29 protein-coding genes, 1 tRNA gene and 1 other RNA gene are annotated in these 25122 nt (G+C 60.9%); 13 read left to right on the top strand and 18 right to left on the bottom strand.

Translation table 11 applies throughout. From position 1 onward, the window contains the following. Positions 1 to 25: 25 nt before the first annotated feature. From NATTI_RS0104135 to NATTI_RS0104120, 4 genes are all read right to left on the bottom strand, one after another. On the bottom strand, positions 26 to 436 hold the full coding sequence (locus NATTI_RS0104135; protein WP_006089314.1) for a CoA-binding protein: 411 nt from the start codon (positions 434 to 436) through the stop codon (positions 26 to 28). 85 nt (positions 437 to 521) lie between these two features. Further along, positions 522 to 1151, bottom strand: coding sequence for an RAD55 family ATPase (locus NATTI_RS0104130; RefSeq protein WP_006089315.1), 630 nt, complete (start codon positions 1149 to 1151; stop codon positions 522 to 524). A gap of 178 nt (positions 1152 to 1329) precedes the next feature. Next, on the bottom strand, positions 1330 to 2184 hold the full coding sequence (locus NATTI_RS0104125) for a geranylgeranylglycerol-phosphate geranylgeranyltransferase (protein ID WP_006089316.1): 855 nt from the start codon (positions 2182 to 2184) through the stop codon (positions 1330 to 1332). A 118-nt stretch (positions 2185 to 2302) separates the two neighbouring features. Beyond that, complete coding sequence (locus NATTI_RS0104120) at positions 2303 to 2485, bottom strand: DUF7511 domain-containing protein (RefSeq protein ID WP_006089317.1); 183 nt, start codon at positions 2483 to 2485, stop codon at positions 2303 to 2305. Between the two features lie 148 nt (positions 2486 to 2633). Here NATTI_RS0104120 and NATTI_RS0104115 point away from each other — a divergent pair. Continuing rightward, positions 2634 to 2708, top strand: a tRNA-Arg gene (locus NATTI_RS0104115). A 916-nt stretch (positions 2709 to 3624) separates the two neighbouring features. Here the strand turns inward: NATTI_RS0104115 and NATTI_RS0104110 are convergent. From NATTI_RS0104110 to NATTI_RS0104090, 4 genes are all read right to left on the bottom strand, one after another. Further along, positions 3625 to 4269, bottom strand: a complete 645-nt coding sequence (locus NATTI_RS0104110) for a hypothetical protein (RefSeq protein WP_006089318.1) — start codon at positions 4267 to 4269, stop codon at positions 3625 to 3627. Between the two features lie 75 nt (positions 4270 to 4344). Further along, on the bottom strand, positions 4345 to 4671 hold the full coding sequence (locus NATTI_RS0104105; RefSeq protein WP_152423935.1) for a hypothetical protein: 327 nt from the start codon (positions 4669 to 4671) through the stop codon (positions 4345 to 4347). Between the two features lie 146 nt (positions 4672 to 4817). Next, positions 4818 to 5393 carry a hypothetical protein gene (locus tag NATTI_RS25985; RefSeq protein WP_152423936.1) on the bottom strand — a complete coding sequence of 192 codons (576 nt, stop codon included), beginning with the start codon at positions 5391 to 5393 and terminating at the stop codon, positions 4818 to 4820. Positions 5394 to 5461: 68 nt separating this feature from the next. Beyond that, a complete protein-coding gene (locus NATTI_RS0104090; RefSeq protein WP_006089320.1) occupies positions 5462 to 5923 on the bottom strand; it encodes a hypothetical protein in 462 nt (153 codons plus the stop codon). Between the two features lie 69 nt (positions 5924 to 5992). On the opposite strand from NATTI_RS0104090, the gene NATTI_RS0104085 reads away from it, so the two are divergent. From NATTI_RS0104085 to NATTI_RS0104075, 3 genes are all read left to right on the top strand, one after another. Next, a complete protein-coding gene (locus NATTI_RS0104085) occupies positions 5993 to 6184 on the top strand; it encodes a hypothetical protein (RefSeq protein WP_006089321.1) in 192 nt (63 codons plus the stop codon). A gap of 294 nt (positions 6185 to 6478) precedes the next feature. Further along, complete coding sequence (locus NATTI_RS0104080) at positions 6479 to 7213, top strand: ATP-binding protein (protein WP_006089322.1); 735 nt, start codon at positions 6479 to 6481, stop codon at positions 7211 to 7213. Positions 7214 to 7263: 50 nt separating this feature from the next. Then, a complete protein-coding gene (locus NATTI_RS0104075; RefSeq protein ID WP_006089323.1) occupies positions 7264 to 8529 on the top strand; it encodes an FAD/NAD(P)-binding protein in 1266 nt (421 codons plus the stop codon). 104 nt (positions 8530 to 8633) lie between these two features. On the opposite strand, the gene NATTI_RS0104070 is transcribed toward NATTI_RS0104075, so the two are convergent. Further along, positions 8634 to 9902, bottom strand: coding sequence for an FAD/NAD(P)-binding protein (locus NATTI_RS0104070; RefSeq protein WP_006089324.1), 1269 nt, complete (start codon positions 9900 to 9902; stop codon positions 8634 to 8636). A 104-nt stretch (positions 9903 to 10006) separates the two neighbouring features. On the opposite strand from NATTI_RS0104070, the gene NATTI_RS0104065 reads away from it, so the two are divergent. The 5 genes from NATTI_RS0104065 (at position 10007) to NATTI_RS0104045 (ending at position 13406) form a co-directional block, all read left to right on the top strand. Continuing rightward, positions 10007 to 11281: a GTP-binding protein gene (locus NATTI_RS0104065; protein WP_006089325.1), complete on the top strand. Its 1275-nt coding sequence runs from the start codon at positions 10007 to 10009 to the stop codon at positions 11279 to 11281. Continuing rightward, a complete protein-coding gene (locus NATTI_RS27600; protein ID WP_006089326.1) occupies positions 11278 to 11490 on the top strand; it encodes a DUF7511 domain-containing protein in 213 nt (70 codons plus the stop codon). Before NATTI_RS0104065 ends, NATTI_RS27600 begins: the two co-directional genes overlap by 4 nt. Positions 11491 to 11501: 11 nt before the next feature. Continuing rightward, entirely contained in the window at positions 11502 to 11759 is a 258-nt protein-coding gene (locus NATTI_RS0104055; protein ID WP_006089327.1) for a hypothetical protein, read from the top strand. Next, a complete protein-coding gene (locus tag NATTI_RS0104050) occupies positions 11756 to 11953 on the top strand; it encodes a 30S ribosomal protein S14 (protein WP_019991620.1) in 198 nt (65 codons plus the stop codon). The genes NATTI_RS0104055 and NATTI_RS0104050 overlap by 4 nt, the downstream gene beginning before the upstream one ends. A gap of 283 nt (positions 11954 to 12236) precedes the next feature. Next, positions 12237 to 13406 carry a GNAT family N-acetyltransferase gene (locus NATTI_RS0104045; RefSeq protein ID WP_019991619.1) on the top strand — a complete coding sequence of 390 codons (1170 nt, stop codon included), beginning with the start codon at positions 12237 to 12239 and terminating at the stop codon, positions 13404 to 13406. Positions 13407 to 13462: 56 nt separating this feature from the next. Here the strand turns inward: NATTI_RS0104045 and NATTI_RS0104040 are convergent, their stop codons facing one another. The 6 genes from NATTI_RS0104040 to NATTI_RS0104010 form a co-directional block, all read right to left on the bottom strand. Then, positions 13463 to 13747: a hypothetical protein gene (locus NATTI_RS0104040; RefSeq protein ID WP_006089330.1), complete on the bottom strand. Its 285-nt coding sequence runs from the start codon at positions 13745 to 13747 to the stop codon at positions 13463 to 13465. Beyond that, positions 13740 to 15113: a phenylacetate--CoA ligase family protein gene (locus NATTI_RS0104035; RefSeq protein ID WP_006089331.1), complete on the bottom strand. Its 1374-nt coding sequence runs from the start codon at positions 15111 to 15113 to the stop codon at positions 13740 to 13742. Before NATTI_RS0104035 ends, NATTI_RS0104040 begins: the two co-directional genes overlap by 8 nt. Before the next feature lie 134 nt (positions 15114 to 15247). Then, positions 15248 to 15796 (bottom strand): chorismate--pyruvate lyase family protein, encoded by a 549-nt coding sequence (locus tag NATTI_RS0104030; protein WP_006089332.1) that lies wholly within the window; start codon positions 15794 to 15796, stop codon positions 15248 to 15250. Positions 15797 to 16244: 448 nt separating this feature from the next. Then, complete coding sequence (locus NATTI_RS0104025) at positions 16245 to 17399, bottom strand: pyridoxal phosphate-dependent aminotransferase (RefSeq protein ID WP_006089333.1); 1155 nt, start codon at positions 17397 to 17399, stop codon at positions 16245 to 16247. A 208-nt stretch (positions 17400 to 17607) separates the two neighbouring features. After that, positions 17608 to 17823: a hypothetical protein gene (locus NATTI_RS0104020; RefSeq protein WP_006089334.1), complete on the bottom strand. Its 216-nt coding sequence runs from the start codon at positions 17821 to 17823 to the stop codon at positions 17608 to 17610. A gap of 202 nt (positions 17824 to 18025) precedes the next feature. Further along, positions 18026 to 18691 carry a MaoC family dehydratase gene (locus NATTI_RS0104010; RefSeq protein WP_006089335.1) on the bottom strand — a complete coding sequence of 222 codons (666 nt, stop codon included), beginning with the start codon at positions 18689 to 18691 and terminating at the stop codon, positions 18026 to 18028. 223 nt (positions 18692 to 18914) lie between these two features. Here NATTI_RS0104010 and ffs point away from each other — a divergent pair. Together ffs and NATTI_RS0104005 are read left to right on the top strand one after the other, a co-directional pair. Next, positions 18915 to 19226: signal recognition particle sRNA (gene ffs / locus NATTI_RS25205), an RNA gene on the top strand. A 236-nt stretch (positions 19227 to 19462) separates the two neighbouring features. Continuing rightward, a complete protein-coding gene (locus tag NATTI_RS0104005; protein WP_006089336.1) occupies positions 19463 to 20278 on the top strand; it encodes a LolA family protein in 816 nt (271 codons plus the stop codon). Positions 20279 to 20316: 38 nt separating this feature from the next. Here the strand turns inward: NATTI_RS0104005 and NATTI_RS0104000 are convergent, their stop codons facing one another. From NATTI_RS0104000 to NATTI_RS0103990, 3 genes are all read right to left on the bottom strand, one after another. Beyond that, a complete protein-coding gene (locus NATTI_RS0104000) occupies positions 20317 to 21246 on the bottom strand; it encodes a mechanosensitive ion channel family protein (RefSeq protein WP_006089337.1) in 930 nt (309 codons plus the stop codon). Beyond that, positions 21243 to 21491 (bottom strand): YhbY family RNA-binding protein, encoded by a 249-nt coding sequence (locus NATTI_RS0103995; RefSeq protein ID WP_006089338.1) that lies wholly within the window; start codon positions 21489 to 21491, stop codon positions 21243 to 21245. The genes NATTI_RS0104000 and NATTI_RS0103995 overlap by 4 nt, the downstream gene beginning before the upstream one ends. Before the next feature lie 275 nt (positions 21492 to 21766). Continuing rightward, entirely contained in the window at positions 21767 to 22045 is a 279-nt protein-coding gene (locus tag NATTI_RS0103990; protein WP_006089339.1) for a ribonuclease P protein component 4, read from the bottom strand. 315 nt (positions 22046 to 22360) lie between these two features. On the opposite strand from NATTI_RS0103990, the gene NATTI_RS0103985 reads away from it, so the two are divergent. Together NATTI_RS0103985 and NATTI_RS0103980 are read left to right on the top strand one after the other, a co-directional pair. Further along, positions 22361 to 24205, top strand: coding sequence for an ABC transporter substrate-binding protein (locus NATTI_RS0103985; protein WP_006089340.1), 1845 nt, complete (start codon positions 22361 to 22363; stop codon positions 24203 to 24205). Beyond that, positions 24205 to 25044: a phosphatase PAP2 family protein gene (locus tag NATTI_RS0103980; RefSeq protein WP_006089341.1), complete on the top strand. Its 840-nt coding sequence runs from the start codon at positions 24205 to 24207 to the stop codon at positions 25042 to 25044. Before NATTI_RS0103985 ends, NATTI_RS0103980 begins: the two co-directional genes overlap by 1 nt. Positions 25045 to 25122 lie beyond the last annotated feature (78 nt).

Here is a 25122-nt window from a genome sequence, read left to right as displayed (position 1 = left end):
TTATCCGCTCTGACTTAGGAACCGATCACGCCGCGAGCCGGCGATGTTCGACCATCATACACCGGTCCTGAACGACTACCCGGCCGTCGTCTTCGACGCGAGCCGCCGCCTCGTCGTCGCGGATTCCCCGCTGGGCCCAGACGACTTGGATGTCATCGCGCTCGAGCGCCGCGTCGACGATCTCGCTCATCTCCTCGCTGGGGCGGAAGAGACAGACGATGTCGATCTCCGATTCGACGTCCGCCAGCGAGTCGGGGACCGGCCGACCGAAAATCTCGTCGGCGAAGGGGTTGACCGGGATCACGTCGTAGCCCTGCTTGCGCAGGTAGTTTGGCACGTCGTGGGCGGCCTTTCCTGGGGTGCTCGAGCAGCCGACGACGGCGATGGTTTCGTACTCGAACACGTCTGCGAGGTCGTCGATGGTGTCGACGGGCATACGCAAGCGTAGGGGGGTCGTGGGTGAAACGTTTCGGGGACCAGCAAGAAAGCGGCGGATGTCTCGGCGCGACGGTGTAGATGTCTCAGGTCGAGAGCCCGGCCGTCCGGATCTCGGGTTCCTCGCCATCGGTGGTCTCCTCGAGTTCGATAACGGCGTCGAACAGCTGTTTGAGCGTGTTCATCGTCTGGTCGTCGTGGGCCGTCGAATCGATGACGTAGACGCCCATAGCGTCGGCGCTCTGGATGCGGCCGGTGAAGACGTGGAGGAAGCGAAACACCGTCTGGAGATTCGAATACATAAGCAGCGTCGAGACGGAGTGGAGTAGCACGCGGTTCTCGGTCAGCCCGCGGCCCTCGTAGAACTCCTGAAGGAACTCGGAGAGCTTGATCCCGATGCCGGTCATATCGACGGGCGAGGAGGCGTACTTGATCCGCGGGTCGTCGTCGACCGTGCCGATCCCGCGCTGTTTCGTGACGCAGTCGACGACACCGACGTTGGCGTCGGTGCTGGTGGTGGAGTCGGTGAACGTCTCGAGAACTTTGTCGGCGCTGTCTTTCGTCGTGACGACGATCGATCCGTCGCCTCGATCGGCACCGCTCGCGAGGATATCGAACGCGATCTGTCGCTTCCCGGTCAGTGGCGGGCCCGCGACGAGCAGATTCGCCCCCGGATCGATTTCGGCGTCCGGAATGACATCGGCGAGGTCATACATACCAGATACTCACATCCATCAGCCGTAGTGACGTCCATTACTGGCTCCGCTGACTACTTCGGCGTTGCTATGAGAATGCGTGATCCAGCTTATATTACTTTTGATTGTAGGAGCACAACCAATGCTAATTTATACTGGTTGTATCCGCGTTCGTCGTTGAACCGTCTCGGAATCGCGTTCAGAACCCGACCGGCATCGTCACCGCCGCCCGGCCAACGACGAACGCCAGCGCGGCGAGAAACATTCCGTATTTGAGGTGTGATTGTCCGGCGGTGGGATCCTCGAAGCTCTCGTAGGCCGCATAGCACATGATCGCGTCCGCCGGGACTACCACGAGTAGGTACGCGACGCCGAAGTACCCCAGTAGGTAGGGTATCGGACTCGCGGCGACGCCGACGACGATCAGGGCAGCGGCGATCTGCAGCGCGCGCGTTTCGCCGACCGCGATCGGGAGTGTGTTCAACCCCTCTTCGCGGTCGCCGTCGATGTCCTCGACATCCTTGACGATCTCTCGAGTCAGCGTCGCGATCGCCGCCAGGACGAAGAGCACCACGGCCGGTCCCATGTCGCCGACCGCGGCGGCACCGAAGAGGAACGTGCTCCCGACCAGATAAGCAACCAGCGCGTTGCCGAGCCCCGGTAACCCCTTGAAGAGTTCGGTGTAAGCTACCAGCGCGACGAGGTTGATCCCCGCGATCGCGAGCGCTGCCGTCGGGAGCGTAAGCGCGAGCGCGACCGCACCCGCAAAGAGGACGAGGCTGAACGCGAGCGCCCCCCGCGGACTCACCGCGCCGCGGGGAATCGCCCTGTCGGGCTGGTTAATCCGGTCGATCTCCCGGTCGAAGTAGTCGTTGATCGCGTTTCCGGCCCCGACCGCAAACCCGGTCGCGGCGACCGCAGCCGCCACCGCGAGCGGATCGTCGGCGACGCCGCCGGCGACGAACGCGCCGATGAACGGCAACGCACTCGCCGCGATCACGTTCACCGGCCGCGTCAACTCGAGCACCCCGCGGATCGTCTCCCCCGCTGTCATTGCCGGGAGTGCTCAGCGCTGGTGGTTAAACGGTACGGTCCACACTCGGGCGGGAACACGGCACAGACGGCGGTGCAATTGGGGACAGTCGGCGATCGGTTTCACTCGAGCGCGGCGGTCACCGCCACTCCTCGAGATCGCAGAGCGCGTCGGCGTCGATCGAGAGCCACTTGCAGACCCGATCGTCGCCCGTCGCATCGGCAGGGACGGCGGTCCAGACGTCCTCGTCGTCGGTGAGTAACTCGAGCGGTGCGTCGCTGGATTGGCCATCGTCGGGGAGTGGGGGCTCGTTCACCGTCATGAGTAGCTAGGTGTTCGGGGTACACGGCAAAGACCCTGGGCGGCACTTTTCATCGACTGAGAAGTGCCGATAGTGTGCGTGATGGTGGCTGTCGAAATGCCTCCAAACCGAGCGACTTATACGGGGTCGCCGGAAAATGCTGAAGTGAGGGCGCTTAGCTCAGTCTGGACAGAGTGCTTGGCTTCGGACCAAGTTGCCACGGGTTCAAATCCTGTAGCGCCCATCCCTTCTGAAATTAATTCGGATTCACAAGACGGCGTCGACTCCTACTTAGTTTTGGCGGGCGTTTCCATCTAAAGTTCAACCCGTCGCAGGTTCCTCCTCCACTCCCGTGTGCGATTAGGACGGATTCAATGTTTCCAAAGCGGACTATCTGGTCCGATATCATAATTGATAACTCACATATGAGGGCATGGGATTACATATCAGGGTGTCATATACCTCCCATACACCCCTGTATGTTACCATGAGAACCAAAGAAAATCTAAGGCTACCAGTAGATAGTATCAGAATTTCTTTATTCAGGATCACGCCTGAAACTGAAACAGGCAATTCGGTAGCTACGTGTGCAGAAGTACCTTTTTCTCGTCGGGTTCGCTCGCGTTGCTCGCTCACCGCTCCTCCAAAAATCTACGCTAAAAAGGCCGCTCGCTCCCGACGGTCGCTCGCGGGTGCTGCGCTTGCGACGCGACCGCAGTGGTAAGTCCTTCACCTATACTGAACGCTATTTTCACGCCCAACTTTGAATAAAGAAATCGCATTGCGAACTACTGTTATGCAATTGCAGGAGCGTCGATCCCCTCTCCACCCGGTTTCTGGAAAGCGTAGTGGGTTTCGACAGGGCAACTTCGAGATCACTACGAATCGCTACTATTCGAGGACTTCCCCACTTGGCCGATAACACGAGGCGAGTTTCGGGGGATCGTGAACGAAAACGAAGGGATTGACCATACCATGGGTAGCAGAGGGTGGTTCACCGTTGTTGGTGGTCACTGAAAGATGGATTGTATGTTTGACGGCGAATGGTCGATTACGAGCGTTCAGATACGCCCCGGAGTAGCTCAAGACGCGGAAGGTCACCGTGAGAATGTGAGCAAAACCCTTGACATATATGCGGGACAAGGCGGCGACCGATGAAATTAATCGTTAGCCTCCCACATCACCTCCGTCTCGTCAAAATTGATTTTGAGAGCTGGAGTCGCATCGCGATCAATCACACCCACCACCCAGCCTATGACCGTTGTATCTGCGTCAATTCTCGGTCGACTAACGCCGACTGGATACGGGTCCAGCTCTTCTCCATCAACGCGGAACTGCATCTGACTGCCCATAGTAATCATCCCATCATCCTGCTCCTCCATCTGGAACTCTCCCCGCCACTCGACATCTGGGAAGTGCCCACCCTCACCATCGCCGTAGACTCTGATATCGTTGATATCTCCCATGTAGAACGTATTCTCTTCTTTCTCGAGCGTTTCATAATGAGTGTCGCTCACATGCGGGACTTCCCGCTCGGTAATGTCCGTATTGTGAGATTCAACTTCGAATAGGGCGAAGGTGCCGTTCCCCGGGGACTCGATCTCCTCATCATTTAGAAAGAACTGCTCAGCCGTCATCGAGTCACTGACTGTGACTTCGATATCGCCGTACATTGCAGTGTCGCCGAGCGAAGTCCCGCTACTAGCCGCCGATGTCGCTTCGCTCGCCAATTCCTCCGCTTCCGAGCAACCGGCAAGCAAAGCCGACCCGGAGACCGCGGCTGCGACGAACGCGCGTCTGTTCATGGTCGCACCCAGTAATGGTAATCGCAAATAATTATCGGCTCGAGTGAACGTTCTCGTAAGTAGTTGAATTTGACCTCAGATGCCGAACACCAGTTTAACGAGAATATTAGCGGCTCCCCAACCCATCCCTGCGAATACTGCAGCAAGGATGAGGTGCGGGTTACGACCAGATAACGGGATCGCTGCGCCGACCGTCGCCATAATCATTGCGAGGATTATGCCAATCTCCGACGTCGGAAGGGCGACGAGAACAAGAATCGAGACAGACTGTGCGAACACTTCAACTGACTCTCCCGGTGAGTCCGCGGCCCAAATGCGCATTGCCGCGACAAAAATGAACAGGCTCAACACTCCCATCAATCCCATATAAAACGCGTCTCTAAGCGTTCGGAGTTCGTTCATTGTGCCTACCTTGACATTCATGGTTTAGAATAATAAATGGGAGAGGTGGGTGGACAATAACGAACGTTCGCGATCTCGGCGAGCGTAACTCGAGTTGGTTTTAATTGTGAATATTGGGTGCGTCGATTCATATTCCAGAATTAGGACTACAAGATCTCAGTGGGCCTATGCGTTGGTATTGAATCCTCAATTGCATTATCCAGATTATTATCTAACTCCTCTGCGTAATCAGACGCGGTTTGATAAAATTCAGTTGCATGATCGTACTCAGTTATTGCCACATATCTGTTCCCATCCGCCATCTCATTCATCGCAAGATACTGACTAGCGGCCGCCTCCGAGAGATTGAAAAGATAATCATCCGTAATAGTCCATAACTCGGATAGATTTTCGTCATCGGCATCACCAGCTCGTCCTTCAATATCCTCATGCAGAGATTGTAATGCTTCAAATCCATCATAGAAATGAGATAGCGCAGCTACGAAGCGTTCTCGTCCAACAAAATCCTCACCTTCTTCCACTTCGTCAAATGCACTGGTAATGTCACCCCTGTTATCGTTGATCCATGCAGCCACAATATCTTCTGGCTCTTGTTCTTCCTCTTCATTTTCTTCTTCTCCTTCACCTGCACACCCACTCAACGCTACTACGCCTACGGTTCCGAGTAGATAGCTTCGTCTTCTGATAGTGCACGATTGAGAGGATGTATTAGTTCTCCCCATGTCTGCTATTGACACAGCTTATCTGTTAAACCTCACACAACATAGATTAGAATAATATATATGATCTATTAGATATAGCCATCAGAAAGTGTGACGGAGTTGTAAACCAAATCAGACGCGTACTGCACCACCTCGACGCAACTCGCTAACGTTATCCCAACCAACCACTCACCAGATCCAAGATCATCGGGATCGACATCATCCATCAATTCCGCAGTCCTCTCGGTGTACCTCTCTACCAACTCCTCCCCGTCATCAGCTTCCTCAATAATCTCATTTATCTCATCCTCCGAAATCTTCGTCTTCTCCGTGAGATCTGCCAGCCGCTGAACCTCATCCTCATCAGCGTCCCCCTCCTGACCCACTTCCTGCACAATCAACCGTGCTAACTCCTCGTTATCGGGCAAATCACCCGACATGACAGCATATGGCGCACCGGGAACAATAATATACCTCTTGACGACCCCCACATCCTGCGAACCCCTCATCGCGACCGGCGAATGACCCTCGAGAGAGCAGATCTCGAGCACTGCATTATCGATTCGCTACTTTAACGCATTAACCAATCGCCAATACTCTCCCATCGCTTAGGTATAGGCATGACGAGCGAACCAGTAACAATCCGAGTTGAGGACGGTGATGAATTCAAACGCGAGATCGCCAAATTGGAAATCGAACATGACGAATTCCTCACCGCATATCCATGGGAGATCCATACGGCGATGTTCAGGCTTGCGACGGACAATCCAGACCAGTTCCTCGCCAAATTACGCAATGTGAAGGGGGACTAACGGCCGGGGTCATATACTACCCTGTATGGGTTGGTATTATATGATAGGAAGCGTAATCGATAAGACACAAGCGCGGTAACTCCCTTCAATTGTACTCTCAGGGTGTATACACTGTCTCTGGTTCTGCGCCTGTAGCGTCCCTTCTTTTGCGTACGCTTAGGAGCCCCAGACGTCGTCGGCTTTCTGTTCATGGCCGTGTCCGAACGCTCGAGCCGTGCTCGCGACCGGTATTATTAATCCCCAACTCTAAAATAACAAATTTGATCATCGTAGATGTGTTTGCTAGCAACAACTGTGTCAACGAACCCAACGGCGATCGGAGCGCTCGAGGATGAGTCCGAGTGCGAGACGCGTCGTCTCGCGTTCGCCGGCGATCCGGGTGTCGGGAAGACGACGATCGCCGCGCTCGTCGCGTCCCGACTGGCCGAGCGAACCCGTGTACAGATTACTGGTGAGGCAACGCGGCTGGTAAAAGACCGCGAGACGAGCACCGACGACGCGCTCGGAGTCGAATGGACGGTCGAAGATTGTCCGCCGGGCGTGGAAGCGGTCGGTGAACGAACGGAACACCTGGATGTAGTGTTCGTCGTCACGACGCCCGAGAAACTCGAGAGTGCCACGAAATATGAGCGTCGCGTGAGCAAGCATGACATCGAGTGTTTCCTCGTAGTCAATCGGTTCCACGAGGCGGCGAAGGAACGACTTCGAACGTTCGACGGCCCGGAGCTCGCGGAGTATTTCTACACTGACGAGGATATTTCGACGGCGATCGCCGGCGGACGCGTGCCGGTGCTTCCAGAGTGGACCGTCGAATCGATACTTATCGAGGCCCTCCAGCCCGATCGACAGCGGGCTGAGCGAGCACTCGAGGCGCTCGAATGCGACGAACGATCGATCGTCAACGTCGAAGTCGAGGAGCGAGGGGATGCTGAGACACTCGTCGACTCGTTCGGAACGGCGGGATATATCGCGGCCTATTTCCAGTGCAACTGTCGGTGCCACGATGGCCACGTGCTGGCACGGCGCTAAATCGAAGATGATGTTTGCACCAGCTCGAGTCGGTTGCAGTTCTCTCCTCGATGGCTCCGCTGACGGTGATGTCGGAGACGGATACTGACGCCGTCGTCACGATCGTCGGTGGCGGCGTCCACGGTGTTCATCTGGCTGTTCGGCTCCTTCAGGCGGATCTGATCGATCCCAACAAGCTGCGTATCGTCGATCCAGTTGGCCTCCTCGAGTCGTTTCGGCGAACGTGTCGCCAGTGTGGAATGGTCGAGTTCAGATCGCCGTTCGTCCACCACGTCGCTACCGATCCGTTCTCTCTCAGGGATTTCGCTCAGGCACGTGGCCGTGAGGACGAACTGCGTCCGACGACGGTCGGTGCGGAACGACCGACGACATCGCTGTTCTTCGACCACGCGGAGTGGATCTGTGATCGATACGATCTCGAATCGCTTCACACGGATGCTCGAGTCACTGCAATCGAGGACACGCGGCGTGCCGTGGAGATCGAAACCACAGAGGGCCGCATATCAACCCGGTGGTGTCTCCTCGCCGTCGGACACGGTCGCTCTGTTACCTATCCGGAGTGGGCAACGGAACTGATCTCGACACAACCGGTGACCCACGTCTTGGATCCATCTTTCGACCGCGATTCGGTCGGCGAAACGGCATCCGTCGGCATCGTCGGTGGCGGAATCACTGCCGCCCAACTCGCCACGACGCTCTCCCAACTGCCGGGACGAGACGTGGTTCTGTTCGCCCGAAGCCCGTTTCGCGTCGAGACACTCGAGGCGAGCACCGACTGGATGCACTTCTCGGGCGTTATCGAGAAATTCCACGAACATCCACCGGCGTCGCGTGCCCGCGAGGAACTGGTAGCCGAGGCTCGATACGATGGTACGATGCCACCGTACGTGTTTCGCCGACTACAGCGGGCGCTCGAGCGCAAGCGAATCGAACTCGAGCGATCCGAAATAACGGTCGCGACTGAAGCTGGCGGAACGGTCGTCGCTACCTGTCAAGACGGCACTGCGTTCTGTCTCGACGAATTGATCTTTGCGACGGGGTTCGGTTCGCCGTACGACGGTGGACTGTTTCGCCACCTCCGCCGGCAATCGACACTGCAAACGGGCTACTGTGGGGCACCCGTCCTCGACGACGAGACGCTCCGGTGGATGCGTCGAGACGGATCGCCCTCGCGGATCGCGGTTTCGGGCGTCGCCGCACAGCAGGTCCTCGGTCCGTTCGCTCGCAACGTGATCGGTGCCAGGAGAGCGGGAGCGCTCATCGTTGGGTTTCTCGAGTCCAAACTCGGGGCCGAAATGTGCGAGACGAAGCCGTGACCGGAAGCCATTCGATAGTAGTGACTAAAATTCGATTCACTCCTATTCGCAGGGCAGTTTTGCGGTCAGTGTGTGAATTGTTCTGGACCCCAGTAGAAGCTAGCTCAGTCGAAAACTTCCGTTCGGTGCACTGATTCGTTCATACCTGTCGCGTCAGAACGACGAATGCGTTGGGTGATCGCGGCCGTAATCCGATCGCCTGCTCGCCTGGCTCCCGGAACGTTGGGCGCGTACGGACCGACCGATCCGAGCGCGAGTGCCCCGGAGACGTACAACGGAACGGGTCGTCCGTCCTCGCCCTGCCAGGCGAGCGTGTCATCGTCGAGAACGGGCATCCCTCGATAGCCACGCGCTAGATCGAGTCCGTCCGCGATTTGATCGACGAACGGGTGATCGAACACCGGTTCGAATCCGGTCGCGAGAACGACGCGGTCGCCTAGTAGCTCCAACCCGTGATCCAGCGAGAGCCGAACCGATCCGTCTTCGACCGCGGCCGAGTCGACCGCTCCCTGTGCGAGCGTAAGTGCGCCCTCGTCGATTCGGTCCTCGAACTCCTGATAGCGGTACGGCGGAATCGTTCCAGTGTTCCTAGCAGCCGAAATCACCTCGAGCCGGTCGCTCGATCCCGGTGGATGTTGGTGGAGGGTTTCCTCGATGTGCGACCAGTTGATCCACGGTGGATCCGCCTCGGAGACCTCCCATTCGAACGGATGCCGTGAGAGCAGGGACACCGACTGCGTTTTGCTCAAGTCACACGCGACTTGGGCGGCCGTGATGCCGCCGCCGACGACGATGGTTCGATCGACCGACGCGTCGGGTACGAACCCGTCCCAGACGTGTTCGACGCCGTCGAGTTCGACGGCCCAGTCGGGCCAGCGGTACCGACCGCCGTAGCCGATCGCCAAGACGCAGCGTTCGGTGTCGATCGGTCCCGCAGTCGTCTCGAGTCGAAGCCCCGCCTCGCTGGGGAGTTCGTGAACTGCGTCGACGGCGGCCCGACGATGCAGCGAGCCGAGATCCTTTCGGTCGATCACGGATTCCGAATAATCCAGGAAGAGATCAATGGACGGCCGCGGCGGGTAGTCGACCGTCGGAACGAGTTCGTCCTCCCGATCGTTCGCTTCGGCGAAACTCTCGAGACCGAACGGTTCGGTTCCGATGTGGTGGACGAACGTCGATCGGAGTGCCTCCATCCCACAGGCTTTGGCCTTCTCGCGAAACGACGCCAGCAACCGATCGTGCGGGTCGACGATGAGTACGTCGTCCCTGTCAAACTGCGTCTCGTCGAGGAGACGCTGGGCGAGATACGTGCCGTGGATACCGCCTCCGACAATGGTACAGCCGAACTTCCGGGTTGAGTTGTCTGTCGTCATATGGGATCTGCCGCGTCAGTGTCCGAACACAATCCTCGAAAGTTAATAAGAACTTTAAGAAAGATAATAACTTATATTAGCTAGTAGAGTCCCGTTGGTAACACATGGAAGAGCAGACGATCCCCGTGACGGTGCTTTCCGGGACGCTCGGCGCTGGCAAGACGACCACGCTCAACCATCTCCTACGCGAGAGCGGCGATCGAGACCTCGCCGTGCTCGTCAACGACATGGGCGAGGTGAACGTCGACGCGGACCTCGTCGCCGAATCGTCCGACATTTCTGCGGACGAAGAGGAGTTGGTCGAGCTTTCGAACGGCTGTATCTGCTGTGAGCTACGCGGCGACCTGCTCGACGCGATCGGTGGACTCACCCGCGAACGGGAGTTCGACGCGATCGTCGTCGAGTCGACGGGCGTCGCCGAACCGCTCCCCGTCGCACAGACGCTCACGCTCGGATTCGACCAGTCGGACGTCGATCCCACGGAGTTCTACGAGGAGACGGGAATCGAGCCACTCGAGGGCTGCCACCTCGATACGACGGTGACGGTCGTCGACGCCCACCAGTTCAACGAGGCGATGCAGTCGGACGAGATTCTCGACGACGACGGGACGAAAAAACACCTCGGCGACCTGCTCGTCGAGCAGGTGGAGTTCTGTGACGTGCTCCTGTTAAACAAGTGTGATCTCGTCGACGAAGCGACGCTGGCCGAGATCGAAGCGACGGTCGAGACGCTCCAACCTCGAGCCGAGATCGTTCGGACGACGCACGGTCGAATCGAGACTGACGACATCATCGACACCGGTCGGTTCGATTTCGAGGAGGCGAGCCGATCGGCCGGCTGGATGCAGGAACTTCAGGAGCCTCACGAATCGGCCGAAGAAGAACACGGTGTCACCTCGTTCGTCTTCGGCGCGCAACGTCCCTTCCACCCCGAACGGTTCGCCGAACTGCTCGACGCGTTCCCCGAGAACGTCGTCCGATCGAAAGGTCACTTCTGGCTCGCCGGCCGCGAGGAGATGGCGCTCATGCTGAACGTCGCGGGACGATCGATCCGAGTCGCACCCGCCGGGAACTGGATCGCAACGCTCCCGCCCGAGGAACGCGAGGAGCAGTTCGACGCCTATCCCGAACTCGAGGAGACCTGGGACGACGAGTGGGGGGATCGCGGAACGAGACTCGTCGTCATCGGGACCGAGATGGACCACGAGTCGATCCGGAACCATCTCGAACTCTGTCTGCTCACCGACGAGGAGATGGAGGCCGACTGGGAGGCCTTCGACGATCGCTTCCCGACGTTCGAGGAACCCGACGAGGCCGAAGAAGGGGAGCCAGGAGAACCGGACCACGATAGCCAAGAAGAGATCGGAATCGCAGATTGACTCATCAGGACTCGAACGACAACGCGATCGAAGCGGGGTCACCACCGGCCGTCGAAGAACCAGCGTCGGAGTGTCTCGCGGTCGTTGAACCGACCGATTCGGGGCCGGATCTGTGTACGATCTACTCGGTCGCGTCCGAGGACTCGCTGGTTACGGCGTGGATCTCGGCCCGAGAAGGATCGTATCGCACGCTTGCAGACGCACGATAATCCACTACACGATGTCTACGACATTCCAAACGGCAGTCAAGAAGAACGTTTCGCGAACGCAACGCTACGAAGCCATCGACGAACTCGTCCGAGCGAACGAAGAGACGAATCTCGCAATTCTCGTCCAGACGGGTGGCCTCAGCGGCGAGTTCCGTCGTCACGCACTCAACGGGTTGGGCGACTGTAACGCCACGACTGTGCTCGAGGAACTCTCCGAGGACACGACGATCGAACCGTCACTGAGACGCCGGGCGGGGGAGTTGGCATGACCAGTGACGCGTCGACTAACTCCGTGGGCGAAACAACCGACAACGCCGACCCGAGCGCCAAACGTACCGGAAACGAACGCGTCTGTAGAGACACTGGCCGAGAACAGGGCTTGATCGCGAAGTACGACATCTGGCTCTGCCGACAGTCGTTTCGAGAGATGGCCCGCGAGATGGGGTTTCGAAAGTACGACTGATAGACGACCACGTTTTGACAGCAGTGCAAGCAAATGGTAATGGTCCCGCGACGGACTACGTGGGACAAGACGCCCTCGCGGACAGTCCACACGAGTTCGAGAGCGCAGTAGTGCGACCGTAACTGTCCGGATGGTGTGCTCTCGAGACCGTCACTCGATCGAGCAACTAGCTATCAGTGCAGCGACCACTAGCGCGCCGGTACTGCGGTCAGCGCGAGACTACCCCGCTCGAGGTGCGAAATACCGGATGTATTACTATGGCCGATCGGTCGTTGGACAGGGTATGTTCGGACGGGATCGGATGGATTCGTTGGAGCGACAGTACGCCAGCGGCGACCGCGAGTACACCATCCGGCAGTACCGCGAGGGAGATCGTGAGGAACTACTCGCGGTGTACCAGGAGGTGCTGGATTCGACGCTGTCCGATGACTGGTTCGCGTGGAAGTACGAAACCAACCCGTACACCGAAGATATCCCGGTTTACGTCGCCGAGTTCGACGGCGAACTCGTCGGCGCGGTCGGCTTCTGGGTCCTCGAGTTACACACCGGTTCGCGGCAGATTCCCGCCGTTCAGTCCTGTGATGGCGCGGTTCGACCCGAACACCGGCGGGAGGGGCTGTTCACCGAACTGTTCAGGATCGGGCTCGATCGGTTCGCCGCCGACGGGTTCGAGATCGTGTTCGATTTCCCGAATCAGTTGAGCAAAGCGACGTTCGAGAAGTACGGCTGGCAGCTCGTCGAGCGCCAGGAGACGTACTTCCGGGTCCAACAGCCCGACGCGATGGTCGACGGCGAGTCGGTCGGTCCCCTCTCCGCGCTGATCCGGGGCGGCGCTCGAGTGCTCTCTCGAGGGTATCTCGCGGCGAAATCCCGGCAACGGCCATCGGTCGCCGACCACCCGAAGATCGACGTCGACCGAAGTGCGACGATTCCAAGCCGGACGCTCGCGGCGCTCTACCGACACGACATCCCCGACAAACTCCACCTCGTCCGCGACGAGACGTTCTACGAGTGGCGCTTTGGCAACCCCCACTGGGAGTACACGACCTACGTCGGACGCTACGACGGCTCGCCGGTCGCTGCAGTCACCACCGGAACGAAGGTCGACGGCGGGGCGACTATCACGCACCTCACCGACATCGTGCCGCTCGTCTCGAGCCGACCCCGTACGGCCGTCCTGGTCTCCGTTCTCGAGGCGATCCTCGAGGCGAACGAGGACGCGGCGCTCGTTGTCGCGCCGTCCGGCGTGATTCCGGACGACGTGCTCTCGGCGTACGGCTTTCGAAGCGATCGGACCGTCCCGCTCTCGCTGGTCTCGACGCCGACGATCCACGGCGTCTACGCGCTGATGGACGACGACGAGGCGGACGGCGACCGATGGGTCCTCGACGGCAAGCGAGTGACGGATCCCGAAGCCTGGCGGACGACGTTCAGCGAGTACGACACGGGCTGATATATAGTGCGAGCGCACACCCGCGTCTTCAGGCGCGGGAGGAGGTCAGTACCTTTTCAGTCGTCGACTTTCTGTTCCGGGACGTGCTGTTCGAGAACGCGGACGACCTCGCTGATCCGTTGGGCGTTGTGCTCGATGGCGGGAACGTCGTGTTCCTGCCCGCGTTCGATCAGGGCCGTCGACGCCTCCTCGAGGTCGTCGACGAGCGCCGCGAGTTCGTCGAGATCCGCAGTAGTTCGGTCGTCGCCGCGGGTGGTTCCGTGTTCGGTACTGTCGCCGCCCGTAGACGACCGCTGCGGCGGCGAGCTTCCGTCCTGCTGTCCAGCGTCGTTCTCAGACATGATTCACCCGCTGGTCGACGACGCGATCGGCTTTGAGTTCGGGTCGCTCGAGGGCACCTTGCTCGCGCAGCGTGATTCGAAACGAGAGGCCACAGGCCTGTTTGAGCCGGTGTCGAAGCTCGGTCCTGGTCGTCTCTACGTCCTGCGTTTTCGCCTCGCTGATCAGAGTAACGACGTCCGATTCCTTCTCGTCGTGTTCGTCGATGACGATCTTGTACTCGTCAGCCACGTCGTCGTGCTGGCGGACGACGTCTTCGACCGCCGTCGGCGAGAGCAACACGCCGTTGACCGTCGTGAAGTCGTCGTCTCTGCCGAGAACGCCGCCGTCGGCGAGGCGAAACGTCCGCCCGCAGTCGCAGGCGCTCGGCTCCTCGAGTCGCACTCGATCGCGCTGTTCGAACCGGAGATACGGCTGGGCGTGTCGGTCGAGCGGCGTGACGATTAGCGTACCTGTTTCGCCCGGTTCGACCGGGTCGCCGTCGTCGTCGACCACCTCGATCAGGAACTGAGCCTCGTTGAAGTGGAGGCCGAGCGAGTCGCCCTCGCAGCTGTACCCCCACGCGCCGGTTTCCGTTGCGCCGGCGTGGTCGTGGACCGTCGCTCCCCAGCGCTCCTCGAGTTTCGCTTTCGTCCCCGGAACGCTTGCGCCGGGCTCGCCGGCACAGACGATCCGTTCGATGCTGGTTGCCGCGGGATCGATCCCCTCCTGCTCGGCGACCTCTCCGAGTCGAAGCGCGTACGTCGGCGTGGTCATGAAGACCGTCGCCTCGAGGTCGTCCATCAGTTGGACGCGTTCGGCGGACGAAAGGTTACCGCCGGGAACGACCTCGGCACCGATCCGCTCGCAGGCGTAGTGTGCGGCCCAGAACGCGACGAAGACGTTGTAGGAGAACGGGAAGAAGACCCGGTCGTCCGGTCGAATCCCCTGCGACCAGAGGACCGTCGCCCAGCAGTCGCTCCACCACTCCCAGTCCCGACCCGAATCCGCCTGTCGGAGCGGCGTGCCGCTGGTCCCGGAGGTCTGGTGGTACTCGCGGACTGCCTCCGGTTCCACGGCGAGAAGCTCTCCGTACGGTGTCGATCTCGTCTCGGTCGCTCGCTCGGTCCGGCCCGACGATCCGTCGGAGTCGTCAGCCCCCGTTTCCTGTGCCCGGCGTAGTTCGTCTTTCGTCGTCGTCGGGACGGCACGGATATCCTCGAACGAGTCGATCTCTTCGGGAACGATGCCCGCTCGATCGAGTTTTCGCCGAAACACGGGGACGTTCTCGTATACGTAGACGGCTTGCTCCCTGAACTTCCGGATCTGCCGTCGCTCGAGTCGATCACGCGGCATCCTCTCGAGTAACGGGTTCCACAGTTCGGCCATAGTCTCGCTCGAGGGTAGCGACTACCCGGGCTTTGTTATGGTTCGGTTTTGAACGATTGACGCTCCGCTTCCCGTTTCGGCGACCAGCTCGTGGCCACAGGCTAGTGCGTTCGATACGTGTTCGCGGCCGCAGGCTAGTGCGTTCGATACGTGCTGAGTCGATCCTTCGGGAAGTACTCGGTGATCGTCATGATTCGGGTGTCCGCGGTGTAGATCTGGTACGTCCGCTCGAGGAGACACGCCGCGTCGCTCTCGACGAACGACGGGAAGCGGGTGGCGGCCGAATGGACGTTCATCTCCACGATTTCGCGTCTCGTCTCCGTACACTCCTCGCGAAGCACGTCTCCGATACCGATCTCGCCGTCGACGAGTTCGTCGGCGACGGAGTCCGCAAGCGGCGAGAGCCGAATAGTCGATCGAGCCCAGACTAACGGGTTCTGCTCGGTATTCGGCACGAGCGCAACCGTTCGAAACAGCCGATTGTCGGCCACCGAACGGTCGAGGATGGTCACCGAGACATCGTCCCTCGTCAGCGCCTCGAGCATGTGGGTGACGGTCCCGTCGGTCGCGAGAAACAGCCGTTCGATCGGCGAGAGGGTCAGGTCGGCGTCTCGTTCGAGCGTTACCAGCATCGAGCGGATCGATTTGTCGGTCGATTGGGGAACGCCTAGTTCGTCGCTCATGGTAGTGACAGTCTCGACATTGGGAACGGCTGCAGCCCGCTTTGTAATCCGCGCCTTCATTCGGCCGCTGATGGCGTTGTAGTAACTCCTCGAGTCGAGATGCTTGCCAGCGAACGCGGAGCCGCGTTCGATCGAAGTTATCACGGTACGCGAACGTTTCCGCCTCGAGCGCTGACTCGTCGTTCGACGAGGCGTTCCCCGAGCCGACGGCGAAACGGCCATTCGACCCTCTTTCGCCCGTGCGGACCAGCCGTTCGATCGGAATCGAGGGAGCGGCTGCAGCACACGTCGAAATAGAATAACCTCGAGTTCATCGCCGATCGGCGACGACAACACGCCGTTGACGAACTGGCTCGGAGGCGGATCACTCCCACTCTCTCGTGACGGCGGTCGTCTCCCGGGCTGTCACGCGTCCGACCGCTGTCGGCTGTTGCCCTCGAACCGTCGCTCAGTACGCGTCCAATCCCGCCTCGAGTCGATCGAACCCCTCGTTCAACCGCTCCATCGAGTTCGCGAACGAGAGCCGCAGTCGCCCTGGCTCCGACTCGCCGAACCCGTCTCCCGGAGCGAGGACGACCCCGTGTTCCTCGAGCAAGTATTTCGCGATCGTCAGGCTGTCGTCGTCGACGCCCGGGTCGAGGAACGCGTAGAACGCCCCCTCCGGTCGAGGACAGGAGGCACCCTCGATCCCTGCGATGCGGTCGACGACCAGATCCCGCCGCTCCTGGAACGCGCGATACATCTCACGAAACGGCTCCTGTGGACCCGTGAGCGCCGCGATCGCGGCGTGCTGGGAGACGCTCGAGGCGCAGGCGGTCGTCGACTCACGAACCGTGAGCACGCGGTCGACGAAGTGGTCGTCGGCAGCGAGCCAACCGAGCCGCCAGCCGGTCATCGCGTACGTCTTCGAGCAGGAGCCGATCGTCACGACGTGGTCGGGGTGGCCGGTGTGGGCCGCGATCCCCTCCGACTCACCGTCGTAGGTCAGTCCGAGGTATACCTCGTCGGCGATGACGTAGGCGTCGTGGTCGGCGGCCGCTTCGACGACTGCCCGACACTCGGCCGGATCGTAGACGCGCCCGGTCGGATTCGAGGGGGTCGTGAGCACGACCGCGGCGGTATCGTCGCTCATCGCCTCGATGACGCGGTCGGCCTCGAGATCGAACCCCGACTCCGCGGGCATCGGGACCTCGCGAAAGGAGCCGTCCGCGAGGAGCGCCTGGGTCTCGTAGTTCGGCCACGTCGGTCCGGGAGCGAGCAGCTCTTCGCCGGGTCCGACCGTCGCCATGGTCGCCAGATGCAGCGCCTCCATCCCGCCGACCGTGACGACGATTTCGTCCGGATCGTGTTCGACGCCGTGGTCGTGGGCTAGCGTGTCGCTAATCGCCCGTCGACACGCCGGCAGTCCAGCGTTCGACGTGTAGTGAGTCTCCCCCACTCGGGCGGCGCGTGCGGCTGCGTCGATAACGTGTTCGGGCGTATCGAAGTCCGGTTCGCCGACCTCGAGCCGAACGAGGTCGCCGTCGTGGCGTTCGGCGAGATTGAACATGACGCGGATGCTCGAGCGCTCGGCTCGGCGGACCCGTTCCGTCGGTGTGGGCATACCCTATGCAGACCGATTCGTTGCAAAAACGGTTGGGTGCCGGAAATCGGCGCGGTCGCGCCGCGCCACTGAGGGCACACTCGGCCGATAGCGGAGCCAGTTGCCGCTCGAGACTCGCACAGGCGTCATACGGGTTACTGTAAGTCATTTCCGGCGCAACCGCCACTCGGGTCGCGGTTGCGCCGGTACATCGGTACAATAATCCGTATCAGTCCGACGGCCGTGGCACCGCCGGGCCGCCGTCGTTCGTCGGCTCGCTCCCACCCGACGGCGTGATCCGCTCGAAGTCGCCGTCGCCACAGCTACACTCCTGGGAGACGCCGATAGGTCTAATCGTCCCGTCCGGTTTCTGCTCGGAGACGAATACCGACTCACAGGCGCGACAGACGGCGACGATCCTCGATTCCGATTCTGACCTACTCATTATGTACGAGAAGGACGCGGAGGGGTATCACCATTGTTCCAAGGTATTTTGGCTGTGCGAAGACGACACGAGGGCGAACCGGCCGACCGTACGGCTACCGGCTTCGAAACCGACGAACCGACCGAGACCCTGCGTCCCGACCTGCAGCTATCGGACCGATGAAATAGCGAACGAAAACGGAAGTCGAGACGCCGACTTCCGATCACACGTCGGGGGACTCCTGGATGACGACGATCGCCTCGCCGTCGATCACGGTCTCCTCGTCCGTGGTTTCGACCGTCGTGTGGAGTCGGTAGCGGGTGTCGCCGAGCAGTTCGACGATCTCGCAGTCGGCGGTGACAGTCTCCCCGATTTCGACCGGAGCGTGGAACTCGAGGTCCTGGGAGAGGTAGATCGTCAGGCCGGGGAACCGGGCGAGCGCGGCGCTGATCGTCCCGGCGACGAGCGTGCCGTGGGCGATGCGGCCGCCGAACTGGGTCTCCTCGGCGAACGACTCCGCGAGGTGGAGCCGGTTGGTGTCTCCGGAGACCTGTGCGAACGCGGAGACGTCAGTCTCCTCGATCGGTTTCGTAAAGCGGACGTAGTCGCCGACCGCGAGGTCCTCGTACTCGTCAGCGGAGCGCTCCATCAGCCAGGACTCGTCGCCGAAGGCGACTTCGGTGATCGGGCCGTCAACCGTCTCGGGTTGCTGCCGTGCGGTGAGCGTCCCAGGAGCATCGTCGGACGACGGTGAGAATCCCATCGCGGCGAGGAGGGCGTTATTGGCCTCGACGTAGCTGTTGACGACGTGTTTTGACACGCTCGACCAGTGTTCGTTCGGCGGTACCCCGGCATCGGTCGCATCGGACTCCGGACAATTACTACTCATGAGTGCTCGAGTGCAGCGGATCGTGAACCGTTCGAGACATCGAGGCGGGTCACGAGAGGTGTTCGTGGGCTATCGTCTTTCAACCGTTGCCAAAGCACGTTGGGTGTTCCGACGCCGCGATTCGGGCGACCGACTGTCTCGTTCGGGCTCCGTATCGGGCGCACCACCGCGCCCGACTGCGATTCGGGAGGCGAAAGGTCCTTAAGTTCCACCCTCCTACGTAGGGATGGATAGGTCGGGCAGTTTGGCCCTGCTCACTACCCGCGCTATGGTCATTAGCGGGGACCGAACACCGCGGGCGTCCGGTCAGACCGGCCGGGGCCCCGGGAGCCAACAGAGAAGCCTCGTCCGTCGGGGACAGCGGTCTACGGTGGCCGTCCGCAGGGACGCCCCATCGTGGTTAGCCGGCGACAGCCCATCAGGCGCGGAAGCGAGCAGTGGACCGCCGGACACCTGTCGCTCGACGGGTCGCGGGGTGGAGAAGGCAACCGGGATTCCCCCGGCCGGAACGCCGGGCAATCGCGGCTTCCACACTCATACTTCATTCCGATTTTCCTTCCGATAGCAGCCGCGATGCGGGTCGTATTCGCTCGGAGCTGTTTTCGCCGACGCCACCCGTCGACACGACGCGCTGTCCGCGACGACCCAACGCACTCGAGGGACGTCGTCGACCCTCGGCCGACCCGCCCGGCTCGATCCGACGGTGCGGTCGCTTTTCGTTCGTCCAGTAGATAGAAAAGCTTAGGTCGGATCCCTCTTATTACCCGCTCTATGGCGTCTCAACGATTCGTTGCTGTTCTCGGAGCGCTCGCGATTCTCGTTCTCCTCAGCGGCTGCATCGCGTTCTCCCCGCCCGCGAGCGACGAGTCCGAATCGGACGAGATCGAACTGGACGAGCCCGAACCGGCGGCGCTGTTCAATAGCACGTTCGTCTACGGCGACGACCTCGAGGACGTCTCCGGCGAGATGACGATCGAGATCACCGGCGGCGACGAGACGGTTTCCGAAACCGTTCGCGTCCACGAGCGACCGTATGTCGACTATTACGAGGAGGTACTCGAGACGACGGAATCCGATCAGGACGGTGCCATCTTCGCCTCGAACGCGTCGGGAGCGTGGTGGTACTATCCCAAGTCGTCGCTGGCCCAGCACCACGAGGCCGACGAACCGTTCGAGAGCGAGGCTGTTCGGTCGGACCGCGCGGAGATGGCCGAGATGCAACTCGAGTGGTACGACCTCGAGTATCTGGGCACCGAGATGATCGCCGATCGAGAGACGCACGCGGTCGACGTCGATCTAAAGGAGGAGGCGGTCGCCGACGGCGTCTCGGTTCTCATCGGGAGCACCGAGTACGTCTACGCGCTCGAGACGATCGAGGCGCCCGACGAACTCAACATCGTCGAGCAGACGGTCTGGGTCGACGACGAGTACGACTACCCGCTGAAAGAGCGGATGGTCTTCGAGAATACCGATGGTGAGCGCTACGAGATGACCGAGCGGTTCGAGACGGTCTCGTTCAACGACGGACTCGAGGACGAGACGTTCGAGTTCGAGCCGCCGGAAAACGCGACGGTCGAATCGCGGTAGTCGAAGACGAGAAAAAGCGTATCGCTACGGCCGGTCTCTCACTCGGCCGTCTGTCCGACCGGCTTTCTATCCTCGAGTTGCAGTCCGCCCTCGAGCGTGCGGACGGGGTACGGGATGTCGATCCCTTTCTCGTCGAAGCGTTCCTTGACGGCCGTGACGTACTCGCCGCGAGTGCGGACGAAGTCGGCGCGCGAGGGGTTTTCGATCCAGAATCGCGACTGGAGCCCGACGTCGGAGTCGCCGAGTTCGGTCAGGCGAACGGAGGGTGCGGGATCGTCCATGATGTCCGGGTGACGCTCGGCCTCGTCGACGATAATCTCGGTCGCCTCCTCGATGTCGTCGTCGTAGCCGATACCGAAGACGAACTTCTGACGGAGCTTCCCGCCGTCGACGGGGTTCTTGAGCACGCTGTCGGTGAGGTTGGAGTTCGGAACCGTCAGCAGTTCGTTGTCGAACGTTCGAACTCGAGTCACGCGCAGGCTGATGTCCTCGACGGTGCCTGAGTAGGTGCCGTCGTCCCACTCGATCCAGTCACCGATGCGGAACGGTTTGTCGGTGTAGATGAACACGCCGGCGACGAAGTTCGCGATGACGTTCTGCATCGCGAGACCGATGGCGAGCGCGCCGGCCGCGGCGATCCCGGCCATGGAGACGAGGAAGTTCCCGAAGCCGGCGAATCCGAACGCGACGGCGACGCCAAAAAAGAGGACGCCGAAGCGCGTGAGCATCAACAACGGGTTTTGGGCGTGTTCGTCTAGCTCACGCCGATCGAGAGCCCGCCGAATCAGCGGGATGACGACGAGGCGGCCGACGAACCAGATTGCGGTGAGTGCGAGGACAAAACGGATGACACTCGCCGTGCTCGCGGCGACGGCCCCGTCAACATACGGCAGACCGAGTTGCTCGAGCCCACGACCGATCGGTCCGAGTCCGTCAGCTTGGAGGAGAGATCCGGCACCGATACTCATCGATGGACCACCGCCGTGTGCCCGCGCGTGTCGATCAGTTCGGCATTGACGCGGTCGGCGAGTTCGGCCGCCTTCTCTTCGGTCGAACTGCCCGCACGGGCGGCACGAAGGAATTTGATTTTGACGAGGTTCTCGTTCGAGAGTTGGTCGTGGAGTTCGTCGACGACCGACTCGAGGCCGCTCTTGCCGACCCAGACGGTAACATCGAGATCGTGCGCTTCCTGCTTGAGCGTTTGTTTATCCATGGAATAGCCTAACGAACCGAGCCGTTTGAATCTTCTCGAATCGGAATGTCGTCGTTCCGTGTACACGCACGCCACAGATCCACCATCGCGGAGACGCGTGACAATCGAATCGCGTTGATCGGTTGGCCCCGTTCCGTCGGTCGGTTAGTCCCGTTCCGTCGGTCGGTTGGTCCCGTTCCGTCGGTCGGTTAGCCCCGTTTCCGCCGCCGATTTGGACCCCACTTCGGCCGCTCGAGCAGAGTTCGCTCCAGACGTTTGACGGCTCTCGTCCGCACTCAGTCCTCGTACGGATACCGAGCGTGAGCTCCACAGTCGCAGGTGATCACGACGTGGCCGTTCTGCAGTCGAACGCGGGCGTTCACTCCCGGCCGCAGGTACGCGTCGCAGCGATCGCAGGTGAACCGTCGAAACTCCCGGGGTAGCGTCAGCCGATTCCGTTCCGCGACGCGCTGGGCGAGTCGAACGTAGTAGCGCGCTCGGTCGTCGTTTCGGTCCGCTGCCGCCGCTCGGGCCAACTCGTGGAGGCGCTCGATCCGTTCGGCGGCGATGTCCATACCCCGTCTTTCGGCGGTTCACATATCGGTGTTGTGCTCTCGCGGCCAGCGTACTCGAGCGACTCGCCAGCCGATCCCGCACTGCGGGCCCGTCTCGGTGCGAACGCGCGACGGACCGCTCGCAGGCACGCACTCGAGCGTGTCGGCGAAAAACTGATTCTGATCTATTGTCGGGTTATGTGCCACCAAACAACATAGGTGGCGCGAATTCGCACGAAAAGAGGGACGATTGAAAAAGTTTTTGACGGTTCCCCGTAGTCGATCGTAGTACGCAATATTGTTATATATCAACAGCAAAGAGGTGTAATAGACTGAATGAATCGCAACACGACTGATCCGGTCGACGGCGTCGATCGACGCTCCGTCCTCGCTGCAGGTGCAGCGGGGCTATCGCTCTCGCTGAGCGGCTGTATCGACAGCGTTCGCAGCGTCGTCACCGGTGACGGAGACGATCAGCTTTCGCTCTCCATCGTCACGGTCCCTCGCGACGACAACCGAGAAACCGTCCAGATCGCTCGGCATCTCGAGTCGAACCTCCAGGCAGTCGGCATCGACGCGGATCTCACGGTGCGCTCTCGCGCCGAATTCCTCGAGATGACCCTGATCGATCACGACTTCGATCTGTACGTCGGTCGCCATCCTGCGGATTTCGATCCGGACTTTCTGTACGAGGCCCTCCACTCCACGTACGCCGACGAATCCGGCTGGCAGAACCCCTTCGGTCTCACCGTCAGGGGGATCGACCGCCTCCTCGAGGAGCAACGGCAGGCGGACGGCGAGGAACGCGAAACGAAGATGGAATCGCTGTTAGAAGAGATCGCTATCGAGAAACCGTTCGAGCCGATCTGTCGGCCGACCGAGTACCGCGTCGCCAGCAATCGGTTCGAAGGCTGGGGCGACAGCCACCTCGCGACCAGGCGGGGCTATCTCGGTCTCGAACCGGACGACGACGTCGAGCGGTTAGACGCGCTCGTCACCGACGCACGACCGTCGCGAAACGTCAACCCCCTCTCGGCGACGGTTCGGGAACGAGGAACGATCATCGACCTGCTGTACGATTCGCTCAGCACGACCGTCGAAACCGAAGACGGCACCGTCGAAGTCGAGCCGTGGCTCGCCAGCGACGTGAGCTGGGAGTCGACGGACGACGAGGATGTCGAGACGACGACCGCGACCGTCACGCTCCGCGAGGACTGTACGTTCCACGAAACCGAATCGGTCCCCGCAGAGCCGGTCACCCCGGAGGACGTCGAGTTCACGTACGACTTCCTCGAGGATACGTCGTACACGCTCGCAGCGAACCCCTCTCCTTCACCCCGCTACCGCGGCCACGTGAGCGCGGTCGACGAAATCGACACCGAGTACGGAGAGGACTTCCAGTTCCGGATGACGTTCGATGCCGGTCGAGCGGTCGCCGAACGAGCCCTTACGGTTCCGATCCTTCCGAAACACGTCTGGTTGGAGGAAGTCAACGATCGCGTCGGAAGCATCGACGACTTCTCCGCGCCACAGGGGCGGTGGGGGATCGTTACCAGTAGTTCGATCGAGCCGATCGGCAGCGGTCCCTACCAGTTCGAGAGTCAGTCCGAGCGCGACCACCTCACCCTCGAGCGCTTCGACGACCACTTCACGCTGGCCGAGGACGACGACACGCTCGACAAGGACGTCCACCTCGAACCGACCGTCGACGAGATTCGGTTCACCGTCGACCCCGGGAGCGTCTCCTCCATCGAGCGCGTCGCAAGCGGCGGCGCCGATCTGACGGAGTCGATGCTCGAGGCGTTCTCGCTGGCCGACATCCCCGAGGACGACGAGATCGAACGCTACGACGACGACTCGTGGACGTTCTACCACCTCGGATTCAACACGCGACGGATGCCGTGTGGCGACTTCCGCTTCCGGCAGGCAGTCGCACAGCTGATCGACAAGGAATGGGTCATCGACGAAGTGTTCTTCGACGAGGCCCACGCGAAGCCGCTGGCGACGCCCGTCACCGACGAGTGGGTCCCGGAACACCTCGAGTGGGACAGCGAGGACGACGACTTCGTCACCCGATTCCTCGGTAGCAACGGCGAACCGAACGTCACGCTCGCACGCGATATGTTCGAGGATATCGGCTATCGGTACGACGAGGCTGCCGGACGACTGAGGCACTACTGATGCTCACGGAGGTACTGACGCGAGTCGCGGTTGTCGTCGGGATCATGCTCCCGATTTCGATCGCGCTGTTTATCGGCCGCGAACGGCTCGAGACCACGTTTACCGAGTGGCGCACTCGCCTGCGGATCTCCGGCCCGGTGCTCGTCGTGCTGGGAATCGCGTTGGTTCTCAACCGGATGATGCGACGGAGCGATCCTGATATCGGGTTCCACATGACCTCGGCGATCCGGGACATCGAGGGCGAGTTTATCCTGATCTTTCAGCGGGTCGCCAACTCCTATCTGACGGAGTACTTCGCGTGGATCTACGTCTACGGCTACACCTATCTGCTGATCTTCCCGGCCGTGGCGTACTTCGTGCTCTCGGACACACGCATGTTCCGGCGGCTGTTGACGGCGTACACGCTCAACTACGGGCTCGGGCTCGCCCTGTATCTCCTGGTCATCGCCTATGGGCCGCGAAACATTCTCGCCGGCGAACTCGAGACCGTGCTGTACGATCACAATCCCGAGTATCAGCACCTCACGCGGGAGGTCAACCGGGCCACCAACGTCTTCCCGTCGCTGCACACCTCGCTTGCAGCCACGGTCGGCATCTTCGCCTACCTCTCCCGCGACGAGTACCTGTGGTGGTTCCCGGTCGCCGTCGTGCTCGCGGTCAGCGTCATCATCTCGACGATGTACCTCGGGATTCACTGGGCAATCGACGTCGTCGCCGGGCTCGCGCTCGCGGCGCTTTGCGTCTGGCTCTCGGACGTCATCGTCGGTCGGTGGTCGCTGTCAGCGTCGGTCGATCGACTGACCGGCTCCGACAAGACCGACGGATCCGACTCGCGCTAACTCGCGAATCGCTCGCATGGGTTTCGGCGCCCGCCAACACAATACTGTTATACCGCCACCGGCGAACTGTGACAAACG

It is taken from the genome of Natronorubrum tibetense GA33, from assembly GCF_000383975.1.
In the GTDB taxonomy this organism is placed as follows: Archaea; Halobacteriota; Halobacteria; order Halobacteriales; family Natrialbaceae; genus Natronorubrum; species Natronorubrum tibetense.
This window is presented reverse-complemented; position numbering and strand designations above follow the sequence as displayed.

Excerpts from the sequence above, each read along its gene's own strand:
- NATTI_RS0104135 (WP_006089314.1), bottom strand. The coding sequence starts at position 436 with ATGCCCGTCGACACCATCGACGACCTCGCAGACGTGTTCGAGTACGAA.
- NATTI_RS0104130 (WP_006089315.1), bottom strand. The coding sequence starts at position 1,151 with ATGTATGACCTCGCCGATGTCATTCCGGACGCCGAAATCGATCCGGGG.
- NATTI_RS0104125 (WP_006089316.1), bottom strand. The coding sequence starts at position 2,184 with ATGACAGCGGGGGAGACGATCCGCGGGGTGCTCGAGTTGACGCGGCCG.
- NATTI_RS0104120 (WP_006089317.1), bottom strand. The coding sequence starts at position 2,485 with ATGACGGTGAACGAGCCCCCACTCCCCGACGATGGCCAATCCAGCGAC.
- NATTI_RS0104110 (WP_006089318.1), bottom strand. The coding sequence starts at position 4,269 with ATGAACAGACGCGCGTTCGTCGCAGCCGCGGTCTCCGGGTCGGCTTTG.
- NATTI_RS0104105 (WP_152423935.1), bottom strand. The coding sequence starts at position 4,671 with ATGAACGAACTCCGAACGCTTAGAGACGCGTTTTATATGGGATTGATG.
- NATTI_RS25985 (WP_152423936.1), bottom strand. The coding sequence starts at position 5,393 with ATGGGGAGAACTAATACATCCTCTCAATCGTGCACTATCAGAAGACGA.
- NATTI_RS0104085 (WP_006089321.1), top strand. The coding sequence starts at position 5,993 with ATGACGAGCGAACCAGTAACAATCCGAGTTGAGGACGGTGATGAATTC.
- NATTI_RS0104075 (WP_006089323.1), top strand. The coding sequence starts at position 7,264 with ATGGCTCCGCTGACGGTGATGTCGGAGACGGATACTGACGCCGTCGTC.
- NATTI_RS0104070 (WP_006089324.1), bottom strand. The coding sequence starts at position 9,902 with ATGACGACAGACAACTCAACCCGGAAGTTCGGCTGTACCATTGTCGGA.
- NATTI_RS0104065 (WP_006089325.1), top strand. The coding sequence starts at position 10,007 with ATGGAAGAGCAGACGATCCCCGTGACGGTGCTTTCCGGGACGCTCGGC.
- NATTI_RS0104055 (WP_006089327.1), top strand. The coding sequence starts at position 11,502 with ATGTCTACGACATTCCAAACGGCAGTCAAGAAGAACGTTTCGCGAACG.
- NATTI_RS0104050 (WP_019991620.1), top strand. The coding sequence starts at position 11,756 with ATGACCAGTGACGCGTCGACTAACTCCGTGGGCGAAACAACCGACAAC.
- NATTI_RS0104045 (WP_019991619.1), top strand. The coding sequence starts at position 12,237 with ATGTTCGGACGGGATCGGATGGATTCGTTGGAGCGACAGTACGCCAGC.
- NATTI_RS0104040 (WP_006089330.1), bottom strand. The coding sequence starts at position 13,747 with ATGTCTGAGAACGACGCTGGACAGCAGGACGGAAGCTCGCCGCCGCAG.
- NATTI_RS0104035 (WP_006089331.1), bottom strand. The coding sequence starts at position 15,113 with ATGGCCGAACTGTGGAACCCGTTACTCGAGAGGATGCCGCGTGATCGA.
- NATTI_RS0104030 (WP_006089332.1), bottom strand. The coding sequence starts at position 15,796 with ATGAGCGACGAACTAGGCGTTCCCCAATCGACCGACAAATCGATCCGC.
- NATTI_RS0104025 (WP_006089333.1), bottom strand. The coding sequence starts at position 17,399 with ATGCCCACACCGACGGAACGGGTCCGCCGAGCCGAGCGCTCGAGCATC.
- NATTI_RS0104020 (WP_006089334.1), bottom strand. The coding sequence starts at position 17,823 with ATGAGTAGGTCAGAATCGGAATCGAGGATCGTCGCCGTCTGTCGCGCC.
- NATTI_RS0104010 (WP_006089335.1), bottom strand. The coding sequence starts at position 18,691 with ATGAGTAGTAATTGTCCGGAGTCCGATGCGACCGATGCCGGGGTACCG.
- NATTI_RS0104005 (WP_006089336.1), top strand. The coding sequence starts at position 19,463 with ATGGCGTCTCAACGATTCGTTGCTGTTCTCGGAGCGCTCGCGATTCTC.
- NATTI_RS0104000 (WP_006089337.1), bottom strand. The coding sequence starts at position 21,246 with ATGAGTATCGGTGCCGGATCTCTCCTCCAAGCTGACGGACTCGGACCG.
- NATTI_RS0103995 (WP_006089338.1), bottom strand. The coding sequence starts at position 21,491 with ATGGATAAACAAACGCTCAAGCAGGAAGCGCACGATCTCGATGTTACC.
- NATTI_RS0103990 (WP_006089339.1), bottom strand. The coding sequence starts at position 22,045 with ATGGACATCGCCGCCGAACGGATCGAGCGCCTCCACGAGTTGGCCCGA.
- NATTI_RS0103985 (WP_006089340.1), top strand. The coding sequence starts at position 22,361 with ATGAATCGCAACACGACTGATCCGGTCGACGGCGTCGATCGACGCTCC.
- NATTI_RS0103980 (WP_006089341.1), top strand. The coding sequence starts at position 24,205 with ATGCTCACGGAGGTACTGACGCGAGTCGCGGTTGTCGTCGGGATCATG.